The 14,523-nt window shown below is 36.5% G+C and carries 16 protein-coding genes; 15 read left to right on the top strand and 1 reads right to left on the bottom strand.

The genetic code is table 11. The annotated features are described in order from the left end of the window. Nucleotides 1-139: 139 nt before the first annotated feature. Nucleotides 140-649 (bottom strand): helix-turn-helix domain-containing protein, encoded by a 510-nt coding sequence (locus tag HDE70_RS19450; RefSeq protein WP_183891610.1) that lies wholly within the window; start codon nt 647-649, stop codon nt 140-142. A gap of 336 nt (nt 650-985) precedes the next feature. Between HDE70_RS19450 and HDE70_RS19445 the strand changes: the two genes are divergently transcribed. From HDE70_RS19445 to HDE70_RS19375, 15 genes are all read left to right on the top strand, one after another. Further along, nucleotides 986-1,882, top strand: coding sequence for a HEPN domain-containing protein (locus HDE70_RS19445; protein ID WP_183891609.1), 897 nt, complete (start codon nt 986-988; stop codon nt 1,880-1,882). Continuing rightward, the gene (locus HDE70_RS19440) at nt 1,875-3,179 is read left to right on the top strand and encodes a hypothetical protein (RefSeq protein WP_183891608.1); all 1,305 of its coding nucleotides are present in this window, start codon (nt 1,875-1,877) and stop codon (nt 3,177-3,179) included. Before HDE70_RS19445 ends, HDE70_RS19440 begins: the two co-directional genes overlap by 8 nt. 4 nt (nt 3,180-3,183) lie before the next feature. Further along, nucleotides 3,184-3,459, top strand: coding sequence for a hypothetical protein (locus HDE70_RS19435; RefSeq protein WP_183891607.1), 276 nt, complete (start codon nt 3,184-3,186; stop codon nt 3,457-3,459). Nucleotides 3,460-3,489: 30 nt separating this feature from the next. Further along, nucleotides 3,490-4,245 carry a hypothetical protein gene (locus HDE70_RS19430; protein WP_183891606.1) on the top strand — a complete coding sequence of 252 codons (756 nt, stop codon included), beginning with the start codon at nt 3,490-3,492 and terminating at the stop codon, nt 4,243-4,245. A gap of 10 nt (nt 4,246-4,255) precedes the next feature. Beyond that, complete coding sequence (locus HDE70_RS19425) at nt 4,256-4,633, top strand: hypothetical protein (RefSeq protein ID WP_183891605.1); 378 nt, start codon at nt 4,256-4,258, stop codon at nt 4,631-4,633. Between the two features lie 147 nt (nt 4,634-4,780). Next, on the top strand, nt 4,781-5,548 hold the full coding sequence (locus HDE70_RS19420) for a hypothetical protein (protein WP_183891604.1): 768 nt from the start codon (nt 4,781-4,783) through the stop codon (nt 5,546-5,548). Nucleotides 5,549-5,922: 374 nt separating this feature from the next. Then, nucleotides 5,923-6,201, top strand: a complete 279-nt coding sequence (locus HDE70_RS19415) for a helix-turn-helix domain-containing protein (protein WP_183891603.1) — start codon at nt 5,923-5,925, stop codon at nt 6,199-6,201. Then, the gene (locus tag HDE70_RS19410; protein WP_183891602.1) at nt 6,198-6,491 is read left to right on the top strand and encodes a hypothetical protein; all 294 of its coding nucleotides are present in this window, start codon (nt 6,198-6,200) and stop codon (nt 6,489-6,491) included. Before HDE70_RS19415 ends, HDE70_RS19410 begins: the two co-directional genes overlap by 4 nt. Before the next feature lie 169 nt (nt 6,492-6,660). After that, nucleotides 6,661-7,074 (top strand): plasmid mobilization protein, encoded by a 414-nt coding sequence (locus tag HDE70_RS19405; RefSeq protein ID WP_183891601.1) that lies wholly within the window; start codon nt 6,661-6,663, stop codon nt 7,072-7,074. Next, nucleotides 7,064-8,056, top strand: coding sequence for a relaxase/mobilization nuclease domain-containing protein (locus HDE70_RS19400; protein WP_183891600.1), 993 nt, complete (start codon nt 7,064-7,066; stop codon nt 8,054-8,056). The genes HDE70_RS19405 and HDE70_RS19400 overlap by 11 nt, the downstream gene beginning before the upstream one ends. Further along, the gene (locus tag HDE70_RS19395) at nt 8,053-8,712 is read left to right on the top strand and encodes a hypothetical protein (protein WP_183891599.1); all 660 of its coding nucleotides are present in this window, start codon (nt 8,053-8,055) and stop codon (nt 8,710-8,712) included. Before HDE70_RS19400 ends, HDE70_RS19395 begins: the two co-directional genes overlap by 4 nt. 523 nt (nt 8,713-9,235) lie before the next feature. Continuing rightward, nucleotides 9,236-10,066: a DNA adenine methylase gene (locus HDE70_RS19390; protein WP_183891598.1), complete on the top strand. Its 831-nt coding sequence runs from the start codon at nt 9,236-9,238 to the stop codon at nt 10,064-10,066. Beyond that, nucleotides 10,063-12,339: a DGQHR domain-containing protein gene (locus HDE70_RS19385; RefSeq protein ID WP_183891597.1), complete on the top strand. Its 2,277-nt coding sequence runs from the start codon at nt 10,063-10,065 to the stop codon at nt 12,337-12,339. The genes HDE70_RS19390 and HDE70_RS19385 overlap by 4 nt, the downstream gene beginning before the upstream one ends. Before the next feature lie 97 nt (nt 12,340-12,436). Beyond that, entirely contained in the window at nt 12,437-12,985 is a 549-nt protein-coding gene (locus tag HDE70_RS19380; RefSeq protein WP_183891596.1) for a hypothetical protein, read from the top strand. Next, nucleotides 12,982-14,172: a DGQHR domain-containing protein gene (locus HDE70_RS19375; protein WP_183891595.1), complete on the top strand. Its 1,191-nt coding sequence runs from the start codon at nt 12,982-12,984 to the stop codon at nt 14,170-14,172. The genes HDE70_RS19380 and HDE70_RS19375 overlap by 4 nt, the downstream gene beginning before the upstream one ends. Nucleotides 14,173-14,523: the final 351 nt, after the last annotated feature.

Genomic DNA, 14,523 nt, shown 5'->3' with positions numbered 1-14,523 from the left:
ATATTTTCCAAATATGCATTCGTCCGGCATTCGTCCGGTTATAGGTAAACATAACAATAAAGGGAATGATCGGATTGATCATTCCCTTTATTGTTATGTTTAATTTTTAATAAAACTACGACCCGTACATTGGATCACCTTATATTTTTGAATAGACATGTGTATTCTTTTTCGACGGATGCTTGCTGATAAGGATTTTAGCAGGTAGCCTTTTCAAAGTGTTGGATATAGATGTTCCTAAATATTTCCAGCCAAATTGTTCAAAGAAAATTTTAATCTCATTGATTTCTTTAGGGCTATTTATAAAATCACTTTTTAGAAGTTTATACTTGACGGCATACACGATTTCTGGTGTTTGACTTAATATGCTGATAAATTCAGGGTTATTCTTGTAGTGGTTAATTAATTTATCCCTCAAATCATCTGTGGGTACATAATTTTCATTAGATAAATCACTTAGGCTTTGCCTCGAAAAGAGTATAATATTATCCAATAAATTCAAATTATAACCCGTTTTTCCCGACTCTATATTGATTACACTGGCTTTTGAAAGCTCTGTAACTATTGAAAAATTCAGTAGAGATAGGCCTAGCGCTATTCTAAGAGACTTCACATTATTTCCGATGATATTTCTTACAAGATTACTCATGGGACAAATTATCTTATGTAAATCATTTCAATTTGACTATGTATTTGGTTTAATTGAAATAATTAGTATATTTGGTTTAAGATTAAACAGGTAATAATAAGAGTCTTGCGGAACATATATTCTGACGCCGTGATGCAAGACAGCAGAAATACCCATGTCTATGTGTAGAAGTACTATATTTGTGCTTCGAAATAGATGTGGGGGCTGCTGTAATTCCGTGTCACGTAAGGCGTCAGAAACTTTATATGTTCCCACGGTTGGCAGTCCCCACATTTATCATGTGCAGACAACCACATCAAGACTCATTTATAGTGTAACCAACTAAAATGAGAATATATGGAAATGCACATTCTTTCAGCAGCAGATCAGCAGGCAAACTATTTCAAAACGTTTGTTCAGTCCCTGGTTGAGAAGTTTCAACCTCTACAGATTTTCTGCTTTGCCAAAACCAATCTATTATCGGAAAACACTGGTTGTTTCCGGGATCAGCAGAACACCCATCATTGCAACTATTGCTTACTGATGGTGACAGAAACCAGTATCCGCATTGATCACGAAGTTCAGGAGTTTACAAATGTCCGTTACCGAAATGGTAATGTTTCTATCATTTGTCATGGTCAGGAGTCCATTTTAGAGGCGATCAAAGCCAACAGCAGATTTTTTATAACCGTTTATACCACCGGGCAGCTTTTATACAGCTATGATGGTATGGGGCAATTTGATTTTACCGGAAAATTTATTCCTACACATGCTGCAAATAAGGCACTGAAACATTTTAAAGACCGTATGCCATTGGCGGAAGGTTTTTTACATGGTGCAACAGAATGTCTTGCTAAGCAGGATTTTAAAATCTCCACATTTATGCTTCACCAAGTAGTAGAACAATGCTGTATCCTGCTGATTAGGGTGCATCTTGGTTACCGTTCAGAAGTACACAATTTATTGCGCATGTTACGCTTATGCGGTTCCTTTTCTGACAAGCCCATTAAAACGTTTTTATCAGGTAGCCGGGAAGATGAAAGGCTCTTTGACCTGCTGATGAAAAGCTATTCCGGTTCCCGCTATGGAACTGGTTATTCAGTTTCAGAACAGGATGCCCAAAGCCTGTTTGAGCGTACTTCTTTTTTTGTAAGTCTAGTAAGAGATATGTGCGTTGCAAAAATTGAAGAGCTGAAAAATGAAGCCCTTTTGCATAAAGAACTTATAGCAGAAAGCGAGGTGAAAGTTGATTAAGGAAATCACCAACCCCGGAGAATATCACTATTACACCCTGCCATTGGAAGCAGGTACAGTTAAACTAACCCTTGATACCTTAAATAAACATTCAGAATTTAGATTTCCTGAGCGCCCTTATCTGATGATCAGGAAAAGAACTATTTCCTTTCAGAACGAGGTATTGACTTTAGGTATCAGTTTAGGGGAAGAAAAGGAAGAACGGGTTTATATCAGGGTGTTGCAAACTGAATTAAGGATCAGTTGCAGTGTAGATACTGATCATACTTATTTGAGCCGTTACGCCTACTTTGCCTTATATAATTTTATGTATCATCATGCCCATTATAATTTTGATAAATATTACTGGCCGGATTTTTTCGATCCAAAAACAGGTAAGAGCAAATACCTGACGGTGATCAATGACAGGGCTGGAATGGACATTAAAAGAAAGCCTAAATATGCCTTCTTTTATAAACCGGGGCAGAGACTGATTTATTATTTTAAAAACAAGCTGATTACCGCCCCCCTTGAAACGGTCACACAACAAGATCCCATTAACCACCTGAATTACTTTGCTATAGGTTATTGCCTTGCTGACACCTGTTTGAGCGCTAACCATTCCAATCATTTTCCTTTCCTTGTTCCCTATACGGGCAACTGGAAAGAGAATAAGGCGGGGATCAAAGGGTTCCACCTTTTCCTGACCAGTCTTGATCAGGTTGCTGCATTTGACTATACCCCTGCACAGGAAAAGATGAATACCATTTGTCGCAAAATGTTCAGTCTTGCACCCATCAAACCGCTGGCAAATATAACCAATGAGAAAGAGATACGGGCGATCAAAAGGGGGAATATCAGCACAATGAAGCAGGTCTATGCATTATGGCAAAAGGCAATCCCACTATTGCAGGGACAACCATTTACACATTGGCTCTATACCTATGGTATGCGCAACGTAAAAGGGAAACCGTGGAGAATGGATATGCTGCCCTGTATCTTTTCTACCGTAAGGCCAGAGCTTTGTTTTTTATTGGTGAATAAAGGAGAATACTATGAACTGGAATTGCGCTTTAAAGCAGAGGGTAAAATGTATGTACCAAGCGGTTTTAGCCCCACTTTCTTTATCCATTCCGAAGCTGAACCCAACCTGTTTTACCTGCTGGACTCGATTACCGATTATCATGTGATCTGTTTTTTCACAAAGTACAATTTTAAGTTATCGGTATTGAAATGTCATTATCAGGAGCATTTTAAAAGCTTTACCGATCGGCTGGCAACAGTCTATGAACTAAAGTTTAAAGGAATAGATGTTTAAAGCCATGAAAAAGAAAAAGATCAATAAAAAGCTGAATTACCAGCCTACCAGATTGCAAGCCCATGAATTGAAGAACCCACTTGAGGTAATGGACTTTTTCTTTCATGATTTCCCTATCCATGAGACACGGGATAACCTATGGGAATTATATAAGGGATGGGTACATCATTCTTCCCAATATACGAATGAACAGATCACTAAAGACATGCTTTGCTTTTATACCCAATTCATGGAGTTTTTGGATGCCTGCTATGTATTCACCAAAATGAAAACCAAATGAGTGTAAATCGTCAACCATACTGTACCAGTTATGAAAAAGATAAATGTTCAGCAAATCACAGTGCCATTAGACTTTAAGGTAGCCTGTGGTTTCTATAAAATTGATATTGCGGAAGTCTTACAGATTTTTATAGATCACGTTACTATTTATGATACCATCAATAAAACATATCATGAAGGATTTTCAGAGGCATCCCATGCTATTGTATACTATGTCAAAGCAAAGGCGAGTAAAACGATAAAAAGCAAGGCCATAAAAAAGTGCTGGCGATTGGTAGAGCAGAATATCAAACAAATTGTAATTCTTGCAGAAATGAGAAAAAAAGGCTGGAAAACAACCACTAAACGAGGTTATACCCGCTGTTTTGTCGAAAATATATTCAAATCAATGGAACGGCTGCATACTCCCTCAGATATTTTATACCTCGATGAATTTTCCACTTTAAGGCTAAGCAAGGATTTTTGTGTCCTATGCGAATTACATAACTGCTATCCAAAAGAATTTCTTGAATATTTTATGGGCAAAATCTCATTGGCAGATGCCCACGCCCACCTACAATTAAAAAAATGGTCTGGAAATTTCATTTTTGATTTTCTCTTTAAGATCGCCGATGGTTTTGGCAGGGATACCTCTTCCATTCCCAGTCTTAATGATGCAGAGATTGATTTTTACCAGCGCGTAAAACAGCTTCGCCTTGAACTCTATATTGTCCAAGACCTGAAAGAAAGGGCTGTTATCTTACAGGATTTTTACTTATCACATTATCGAACCATGAACCCAAACTAAAACAAACGCTATGGAGACTCCTATAAATATTACCTTATCCGAAGATTTCAACACCTTATGTTCTATCTATCAGATCAAGCCTGAATATTTCATTCAAACCTTTATCGATCAGGTATCATTCCCCAGCTTTTACAGCAGGCCAAGTGATAAAGACCGATGGGCAACCTTTTTCTTTCTTCAGTTCCTAGAAATAGAGGAATCACATTATGACGTAAACAGGGAACTGGAAGAGCATTACCTGAGTTTATTCAGGAAGGCAATCAGGTGTAATTTTAAAGATGATCCAGAAGATATTCCCGCCTCTGTAGAGGCAGGCAGGAATATGATGAATCAATGGCTAAAGGCCGTACTGGCAGAACGTGCTAAGTATATAACCGATAAATTATAGCAGTACCTTTTCCGTAAATTCTAACACAAAAATAGCGGGGCTGAAAGAGAGAGCCATTTTTGTAAGCCGCAAATGAGCGGGGCAAGATTATACAGTCATATTCTGATTAGACAGGAATTTAACTAAATTTGGATATATCCACATCCTATGAGTTTAGAGTTTTTCCGCCCACGAGACCGTTTTGATTTTTCCAAAGACACATTGGACATTGGCAAGCCATTCTTATGGGACAGGGACTGTTTCTTAAAACACTTTTTCTTACGGGTTTTTGCCATTGCTCCCGATCGGTGGGAAGAGTTTTATCATTACCATCTGAAATATTATTTAGAAACCCATCCAGAGGGAAATGAAGAAGCTTTTTTTACCGTTTTATGGGGTTTAATAGCAACACGTTTACACACGTTGAACGAGAAAGACATTTATACGAGTAAGACCCACGTCAGAGATCAGAAGGAAATTAAGCATTTGAAAAGCTTTACCGGATTTTTGATCTCCATTGATAAATGGAACGCCCACGAAACGGACAAAGAGATCATTATGCGCCTACAGAATGAAATCAATGCCTTACGAAATAAATTCAATAAACAAGGTGAGGAACTAAAGGCGTTCAAATTACTAGAAACTACCGACCAAATTAATATACCTAAAGGCTATCTGCTTACGCTTGTAGATATATTTTTAGAGTTACAAAAGTTAGAAGTCAGTGCTAAAAAAGAACTGGTGTTTTCCCGAACACAGGCTATCTGGATGAAATTGATTTGCAAGTATTTCACCGAAGCTCATGAGCCAATCAATTACGACAGGCTTAAAAGATACTTTTCTCCCGATCCGGATAACCCATCAAATGTTAAACATGCAGAGGTGCCGGACAATAAAAAGCTCTTTAAAATCATACCTGCTAATAAAAGAAGCTAAAAACAGCATTTTATCTTACTTTCTTCTTCTCAATGCCTATACGATTTGTATTTATTTGACAGGCAGTAGCTTACCTATAGCTTAAGTCATATATCAATACACTCCCGTTACCCTCGTTTTTTGAAGGGTCATGAACGGGTTGGTCTTTACTGCACATTTGAGTCAAATCAAAATGTAAGCAGATGACTCCAAAAAAAACAACATTCTCCCAATTCCAAGATCATCATTTTTTTGAAAACAGTACCTAACCATATAGCAATACCCACAGCTATATAGTTAGTCAGATTAACAGCTATAGGGATATATCCAGATAGACCGATGATCAGATATACAGCTATTCAGTTATACCTATTGTTTCACCTGAATATGATATTATGAATATTGACATTATAACCCTGGAAGATTTAAAACTTTTTAAATCAGAACTGATCACAGAACTTAAAGAAATATTACAGCCACAGCAGGCGTTTGCAAAGACCTGGCTAAAAAGTGCAGAGGTCAGAAAGATATTAAGCATTTCACCGGGAACTTTACAGAACCTTCGTATTAATGGTACGCTTGATTATAGAAAGGTCGGGGGAACTATGTACTACAAATCCGATGACATTAACAAGATGCTTGGTGAAAATCCAGCAGAAGGAGGAGCAGTATGAATTACCTGCCCGCCACATTTATAAAAAAAGCAGCAGACGATCATCGTCTGCTGCCATCCCATTTGTGCCTGGTCATGGCGGTATTTTATTTCCGTACTGATCAGTCACCGGGAGCAGCAACACGGGTTAGCCGGAGTAAGCTCATGCGTTTCTCCCGTATCAAATCCATTGCTACCTATCACAAATGTTTAAAGGATTTAATCGATTTCGGGTATATCAGTTATGAGCCGTCTTACCACCCGACAAATGCCAGTTCAATATGGCTGTTAAATGAAGAGGGACAAAATTAGGATAGCTGAAACCAGCGGGGAAGAACCCAAAAATCCTACCCCGATTGCAGAACTTCTGACGAAGTTCTATAGCCCCATAGTTTAAAGGAAGTGAAGGAGCGAGTTAATGTTTTTGCTATACAAAAACACTCGATTTTTCCCGTGGGGGAAAAATGTCGGTTTGCTCCCGATGGTCACATTAAAAAATGAGAAAGGAGAAAAATGGATGCAAGTTAACGATGAAAATAAAAAGCCTGCAAAAAAACGGTTGCACGGCAGACCAAAGAAAGGGATCAAAAGAAGTGAAATCCTGATGATCAGGCTAACCCCAACCGAGCGGTTACTGATCGAAGATAAATCTAAAAAGGCAGGAGTTAAACCCAGCGAGTGGTTTAGAAGGGCGGCAAAAAGTGCAGGCATTGTGCCCCGCTTTTCTACCGAGGAAAGCGGATGGTATAGGCTCTTGGCAGGGCTTGCCAACAACCTGAATCAGCTCACCCGTTTGGCTCACGTTGAAGGGCTGTTATCCTTATCCGTTAAGTGCCGGACAATGCTTACACAGGTTGATGAACTGATGTTAAAAATGACTAAACATGATCGGTAAGCCCATTACAGGAAAAAGCTTTGGCGGTTGCGTCCACTATGTAGTGGACAAGAAGGATGCTGTGATCCTGGATGCTAACGGGGTGAGGATGCAAAACGCTTTTTTAATTACCCAGGATTTTAACCAGCAAAGGAAAAACAGACCGGGGTTAGGTAAAGCCGTGGGGCATCTGGTTTTAAGCTGGAGCAATGAAGACCTGCCAAAGTTGAGTAATACAATCATGGTAGAACGGGCAAAGGAGTACATGGAGAAAATGAATATCCGCAATACCCAATATGTCATGGTCAGGCATCATGATGGGAACAATCCGCACATGCACATCATTTATAACCGTGTAGACAACAAGGGGAATACGATTTCTGATAACAATAGTTACGGGCGAAATATCAAAGCCTGTAGGGAAATCACCCTAAAACACGGCTACCATTTAGGCAAAGGAAAGCAGCAGGTAAATCGTCAGGCATTGACAGGAAAGGAGAAATCAAGATATGAATTATTCGATGCCATTAAATCAGCAGTCAAACAGTCTGTAAGTTGGAAAGGCTTAGAAAGCAATTTGCAGGCTAAAGGTATACAGATTGACTTCAAAATGCGGAGCGGTACAAATGAAGTACAAGGTATTTCATTTGAGAAAGACGGGTTTAAAATGAAAGGCTCCGCTATTGACAGGGCATTCAGCTATGGCAATTTAAATGCACAACTCAATTTCAATCAGCAAAGGGAGCAGCAGCATATTGCCTTTACAGAGAACAGCCCTTCTGTAGCGCATCAGATCAGGGAAGTACTAGGGACAAATTACCAGCACGACAGTCAGCCTGTCTTTAGCAGTGGTAAAAATTTACTGGAAATCTTGCTAAGCCCTGAATTTGCACCGGCTCAATCAGGCGATCAAGACGATGCCAAAATATATAGAAAGAGGAAGAAAAAGAAGAAGCGCGGACAGCAAACTGATCAAGAACAATCTAACGGAATAAGCCGATGAACACACAGGAAATACAGGAACAGTTACAGGACAATCAGGAACTCACCATTAAATTAGGGGAAAGAATGAGGAGTGCCGAAGAAATATTAGCTAAATTGATGGATGTTAAAGATTATAGCGGACAGCTTGACGAGTTAAAAGAGCTGATCATCAAAAACGCTGAACAGGACAAAACCGTTCCTATCCAGGAAGAAATCAGCCAGCAAGTGATCGCTACGCAAAATCTAATATTGACCATTGAGGATAGTATGAAAAGACAGGAATCCCTTTTCAGAAACTTCCCTAAAGAAATTCAAGTGAAGCTACTGCACCGCTTTGAGGATAAAACCAAAGGGTTTGTCATTGGAGGATTAGTCCTCTTTACCGTTTCAGCCATTTTAACGGGTATCTGCCTTTATCTTTGGAATGACAACGGAAGGATGAAAGACAATGATGTAAAGTTCAGAATGGTACGGCAAATGTATCCCATTGCAGCTTATACAGTCGATAGTGTGTACTATCCAGACCCCGAAGGAATGGAAAAGAAAACCAAGCAACTGGAAGCTCAGCAACTTGCTCTAGCAGGAGCCGAGGCGATAGCCAATAGGAAAGCACAGGAATTGGCAAAGGCAATAAAGGAAGCTAAAAGGTTAAAAAAGAAGAAAAGAAATCGTTAATAATATGGAGTGTAAGGTATCTTGAAGTATTAGCATTTTTTAGATTTCTATCAGTAAGCCACTAAAAGATTTACGGTAAACCGTAAAAATGAGGATTCCAATATATTTACATTTGGAGTTCTAGAATCTAAAAACAGTTCAAATAAAAAAACTTTGATTATGGAAGCAATGAAAAAGCATCCTCCGCTCATTTGCGGCTTGCAAAACCGAAGGGGTTTTGCTGTAAGATTTACGGAAAATGATTTTGGGGCTAATTGGCGCAATCCATTAAAACTAACTTTGTAATCAATTATTACAGCACATTAGTATCTCTAACTTCAACCGAATAAAATAGTGATGAACCCTTTACGCAATTTGTTAAATATCTATTTCAAAAATATTTCTTTTAAATATTAAGTTAATATTTATACGTTTCTTTGCACACTCATAAAAAAAGAATACCTTATTGGTCTTATTACAAAATTAATTACTATCAATTCATACTTTTTTTGGTAGTTGGAAGGCTGTGATATTATAAAAACAAATGAAGTTAATAAAAGAAGAAATAGATTCAAATATTAAACCATTTTTAAGATGGGCTGGTGGAAAAACTTGGTTACTTAAACATCTTAAAAATGTTAAAAAGTCCAATTTCAATAATTATCACGAGGCTTTTTTAGGTGGTGCAGCGACTTATTTTTATTTGCAGCCAACGGGTCATTCATACCTTTCTGATCTCAATGGTGAATTGATCGAGACTTATCAAGCAATAAAAGATGATGCTTTGGGAGTTATTAATAAGTTGGAGTCATTTAATAATACTGAAGAAGAGTACTATAAAATTAGATCTTTAAATTTTGATCTTCCTACTGATCGGGCAGCTAGATTTATATACTTAAATCAGACCTCTTTTAACGGGATTTATAGGGTAAATCTTCAAGGGGTTTATAATGTGCCTTTTGGATTCAGGAAAAAGAATTTCCTTGATAAAGAAAATCTACTATCAGCACAGGAAGCACTTAAGAACACTAGTATTAAACAAAGCGATTTTTATGATATAATAAATAACGTCAATAGCGGAGATTTAGTATTTCTAGATCCTCCATACACGGTCTCTCACAATCTTAATGGATTCATTCAATATAATGAGAAAATATTTTCATTGGAAGATCAAATCCGGTTGAGTAAACTTATTGATGAATTGAAAGATAAGGGAGTTTACTATATTCTAACAAATGCCGCCCACAAAACCATCAAAGAAATTTTTCATAAGGGAGATAATCAATTTGAATTTAATAGAGCAAGCTTAATTGGAGGTACTAAAGCAGAAAGAGGCCAAACAAGTGAATATATCTTTACCAATGTAGTATTATGACCGAAGAACTAAAAGTTAAACTTATTGGGAAGTTAATTACAGACAATGACATTGCTAAGCAGTTACGTGTTAGAAAATCGGATTCTTATTTTGAGAGCTTTGTTAATGGTTCAGCTCTTCTAAATGAAAAACTCTCATCTGGATGGCAGTTGAATGTAGAGTTAAAAACAAAAACTAAGGTTTTCAAGAAAAAACCTGAAGACATAGCATTCGAAGATAAAGTGTGGTCTATTTTTGCACTTTTAGGTTTCAAACTGCTAAACAAAGATCGCCACTTTCATATACCTTATGATAAGAAAGATCCAAACCTGACACATCAAATTGATGTATTTGCTAAGGATGATGAAACCGTTCTAATAGTAGAATGTAAGTCTGCTATGAAAAACAAAATTGGTGATTTCAAGCAAGAATTAGAAGCAATGAAAAGCAAAAAAGCGGGGATAATTAATACAATCTCTGCACTATTTCCATTGACTAAACCAAAGTTTAAATACATACTTGCAACGAGTAAATTAGGAATTTCTGATAATGATGTACAACGGCTGGCAAGTGTTGAAGGAATTCATTTTTCAGAGGAGATAATTGACTACTATTATTTATTACATTCTCAAATAGGAATTGCTGCAAGGTACCAATTGCTAGGAAGTCTATTTGCAGGCCAAGAAATTCCTGACCTGGAAAACAAGATCCCCGCAATAGAGGGAAAAATGGGTGGCCATACTTACTATTCGTTTTCTATTGAACCGGAAAAACTATTGAAAATAGGATTTGTACTCCATAGGAATAAGGCAAACGAAAATATGATGCCTACCTACCAACGTTTGATAAAAAAGAATAGGCTAAAAGAAATACACACATTTATTGATGAGGACAAAGGGTATTTTCCAAATTCAATCATTATAAATATTGTTTCAGAAAAAAATAAAAAGTTAGTGTTCGATCAGAGTAACAATCAGGTACCCGATGCTATATCAAGGATCGGTGTCTTACACTTACCTAAAAAATATAGATCAGCTTATATAATTGATGGCCAACATCGTTTGTATGGTTATTCTAATTCTCAATATAAGTCAAGTAATACCATTCCAGTAGTTGCTTTGGTAAACTTAGATAGATCTGAACAGGTAAAGCTTTTTATGCAGATTAATGAAAATCAAAAAGCAGTACCAAAAGATTTAAGAAATACACTTGATGCTGATTTGCTTTGGGACTCAGATAGTAGGCTTGATCAATTGAAAGCACTCAAATCCAAGATTGCGATTAATCTTGGTGAAAATCGCAGATCACCATTTTTTGGCAAAATTTCAATCGGTGAGGACAAAAGATCAATCACTACCGAACATATTAATCTGGCAATAAATAGATCAGACTTTCTTGGAAAAGTCAAAAAGTTCGAAATAGAAAAGTTAGGCACGTTTTATACCGGTGATCTTGACAAAGCCTATCTTAATATTTCTGATTTTTTATTTAAGTGCTTTGGCTACTTAAAAGATAGTCTAGAGGACATGTGGGAGCAAGAAGGTAATATAATAGTTATTAACAAAGGCTTTTATGCAATTACTTTAATGTTAAATGATCTTTTAAATCATTTGTTTAAAAATGAAGATACTAAAGTCGTTACAAATGTAAAAGCAACATTCGAAGAAATAAAGACCTATCTCGACACAATAATTCATTTTTATAAGGATCTTACCGATGCTAAGACTACCGAATTAAAAACAGCTTATGGCACTTCTGGTGACGCTAAGTATTGGCGTACTCTACAAAGTGCCATGCGAATAAATCATCCTGAAATACACTATGAAGGATTAGATGAATATCTCAAAAAAGAAGAGAAAGAAAACAATGAAAAGGCTTTTAAACTAATTAGAGAAATTGAAAATACCTTCCTGAAAATAAGAGTCAGAGAAAAACTTGAAGAGGAATTCGGCAAAAATTGGTTTAAAAAAGGTGTACCTGAAAAAATATATTCTGACGCAACTCTCTTAGCAGCAAAAAAAAATAGAGATATTGAGGATGAAGATGATGAGAAGGAGCCATGGGATCAATTACATTTGATTGATTATAGAGAGATTATCCTCAAAACCTGGCAAAAGCTTTTTGAAAAAACCTTTACAAAGCCCGGTGAAGAAAAAATATCCGGAGGTAAAGAGAATAAAACAAAATGGATGGTAGAACTAAATCGTATTCGAAATGAGAACTCCCACACTTACTATGTTACGGGGGAAGAGTTATCCTTTATAGAAGAAATACATGACTGGTTACAGGGCTAGAAAAATAGAACCGTATTAGGATGTTACTTCCACCAAAATCTTAATTATAACTTTTATATAGGGTAGACTAAATTAAACGCAATCAAACTTAGTGACAATGAAAAAAGTGCTCAATAACATTAAAACATATTTCCTTGATATAAATTTTTCTGCGTTGGGTAACAGCTTTGAAGAAGTGTTATTCATGACAAGCCTAGCATTCGTACCTTTGGCTATAAATATTTGTATTGCAGCAATTCCACAGAATTCGTTTATTAGCGCTTTTCAGGAAAAGCTTATTCCAGGAGAAATGTTGTCATATTGCTCAAGCTTTATGGCTCCATCTGTTTATTTAATAGTAAAAACTCATGGGACTAACTATAGATTACCACTTGTAAAATTTTTTTTCCTCCTTACTATTTTAGTTTACATAGCAACTGTAACCCTTTATTTAATTGCTAAAAATAAATGGGTAAGCGGAATAAATCTAGAGCAGCATACATTTGATCTTTATTTTAAACTATCATTAGGCTTTCTAATGACCTCAGTTTTTCTTAGAATCTATTCCATTTACCATGGAAGTTTTTCAAATTGGTCAAGTGTTAGAAAAAATCAGCAAGAAAATTTCAATGCATCTTTTACAAAAGGAATAAATAAACCACAATGAATCAAGTTGATATAAGTTTCCCAGTAATACAAATGAGTCAACCCTTGGGTGACTTTTTTATCGGCACTATAGGAGCAAAAGAGCTTGTTTCAATTGCGTATTCGGACGTTCGTAGAATTGAAGGTGAGCAACGTGATTTCGAAAAATACCTTGGAATCCAGAGGCCTTTGGATAAAGCAAGGGTTAATAAGATAAAACAATATTTATATTCACCTGATGCTTCATTCCCTACCGGAATAGTATTAGCTGTAGATCAAAATTGCGCTGAATACGATCAAAGTGGAGTCATGACATTAAAAGCATATAAAGCTGATTTTGACGAAGATTCTATTCCTATGGATAAAATAGCAAAAGTCTTAGATGGTCAGCATAGAATAGGAGCTTTTATAAATGAAAATAAAGAATTCGACCAAGTGCTTTATAACCAAATTGGTACGTTTCAATTTAATGTCGTAATTTTCGTGGGTTTAGACGTTGATGAACAAGCAAATATATTTGCTACAGTCAATTTAGCTCAGACAAAAGTCAATAAAAGTTTGGTTTATGATCTGGAGGGATTATCTAAAACGAGAAGTCCCTTTCGCACATGCCATCAAATAGCTGTAGCGTTAGATAGCGCTGACGACAGAAGCCCCCTATTTGAAAGAATCAAAAGGTTAGGCGTTAAAACTAAAGGAAGAGATACGTCGGAACCTCTTACTCAAGCAGGATTTGTAGAATCACTGATCAAATTAATTTCGCCAGATCCATTTGCTGACAGGACTTTGTACATGAAAGGAAAAGTACCACGGCGTCTTGACCAACTAGAATTGAAAAAATACCCATTCAGGAACCTCTTTATAAATGAACAAGATAATGATATAGCAATCATAATATTTAATTATTTTAAAAGCGTTCAAGAGGTCTGGCCTATTGCATGGAACAGCAAAGACCAAGAAGGAAATATCTTACCGAGATCAAATGCTTTTAAAGCTTTAATGAGATTTTTAAAAATAGTTTACTTACAGTTAGTTGGTGATGAAATTGGAAGAATACCTACAATTGAAGAATTTCGTGTGGTGTTTTCAAATTTAAGTGTCGCAGATGGTGATTTCACATCTGGAAATTTTAAACCGGGTAGCGGAGGAGAATCTGCTTTTTTTAAACTTTTAATGGGACAACTTACTATCCAAGACCTTAAATCATGACAAATTTATCGATGATTAACTAATTATCCGTATATTAGTATCTAGCATTGTAGCTATATTGTACTATGATTTTAGTGAGTAATTCATGAGTCGCTAATATAAAAAGCTAAAAAACGTCATTTAAAGGCTGTTAGCCTACTTTCATAAAGACCCGTCCGGTCCGCAAAATTAGACAAAACATTAAAAAACCCTGTTATCATTTGATGACAGGGTTTTTTGGTTTAATGACTCCCGGAATATTCAATTTTTCCGGATCAAGTTGCGCTGAAAGCTTTCAATTTGCATGGGAATGACTCAGCCGAAACAAGGCCGGGCTGTTAGTAAATAAATTCAAAATAGCTTAATAATAAA

Origin of the sequence: Pedobacter cryoconitis (genome assembly GCF_014200595.1) — a bacterium.
Classification (GTDB): domain Bacteria; phylum Bacteroidota; class Bacteroidia; order Sphingobacteriales; family Sphingobacteriaceae; genus Pedobacter; species Pedobacter cryoconitis_C.
This window is presented reverse-complemented; position numbering and strand designations above follow the sequence as displayed.

Excerpts from the sequence above, each read along its gene's own strand:
- HDE70_RS19425 (WP_183891605.1), top strand. The coding sequence starts at position 4,256 with ATGGAGACTCCTATAAATATTACCTTATCCGAAGATTTCAACACCTTA.
- HDE70_RS19435 (WP_183891607.1), top strand. The coding sequence starts at position 3,184 with ATGAAAAAGAAAAAGATCAATAAAAAGCTGAATTACCAGCCTACCAGA.
- HDE70_RS19405 (WP_183891601.1), top strand. The coding sequence starts at position 6,661 with ATGGTCACATTAAAAAATGAGAAAGGAGAAAAATGGATGCAAGTTAAC.
- HDE70_RS19395 (WP_183891599.1), top strand. The coding sequence starts at position 8,053 with ATGAACACACAGGAAATACAGGAACAGTTACAGGACAATCAGGAACTC.
- HDE70_RS19410 (WP_183891602.1), top strand. The coding sequence starts at position 6,198 with ATGAATTACCTGCCCGCCACATTTATAAAAAAAGCAGCAGACGATCAT.
- HDE70_RS19420 (WP_183891604.1), top strand. The coding sequence starts at position 4,781 with ATGAGTTTAGAGTTTTTCCGCCCACGAGACCGTTTTGATTTTTCCAAA.
- HDE70_RS19375 (WP_183891595.1), top strand. The coding sequence starts at position 12,982 with ATGAATCAAGTTGATATAAGTTTCCCAGTAATACAAATGAGTCAACCC.
- HDE70_RS19450 (WP_183891610.1), bottom strand. The coding sequence starts at position 649 with ATGAGTAATCTTGTAAGAAATATCATCGGAAATAATGTGAAGTCTCTT.
- HDE70_RS19380 (WP_183891596.1), top strand. The coding sequence starts at position 12,437 with ATGAAAAAAGTGCTCAATAACATTAAAACATATTTCCTTGATATAAAT.
- HDE70_RS19400 (WP_183891600.1), top strand. The coding sequence starts at position 7,064 with ATGATCGGTAAGCCCATTACAGGAAAAAGCTTTGGCGGTTGCGTCCAC.
- HDE70_RS19390 (WP_183891598.1), top strand. The coding sequence starts at position 9,236 with ATGAAGTTAATAAAAGAAGAAATAGATTCAAATATTAAACCATTTTTA.
- HDE70_RS19430 (WP_183891606.1), top strand. The coding sequence starts at position 3,490 with ATGAAAAAGATAAATGTTCAGCAAATCACAGTGCCATTAGACTTTAAG.
- HDE70_RS19385 (WP_183891597.1), top strand. The coding sequence starts at position 10,063 with ATGACCGAAGAACTAAAAGTTAAACTTATTGGGAAGTTAATTACAGAC.
- HDE70_RS19445 (WP_183891609.1), top strand. The coding sequence starts at position 986 with ATGGAAATGCACATTCTTTCAGCAGCAGATCAGCAGGCAAACTATTTC.
- HDE70_RS19415 (WP_183891603.1), top strand. The coding sequence starts at position 5,923 with ATGAATATTGACATTATAACCCTGGAAGATTTAAAACTTTTTAAATCA.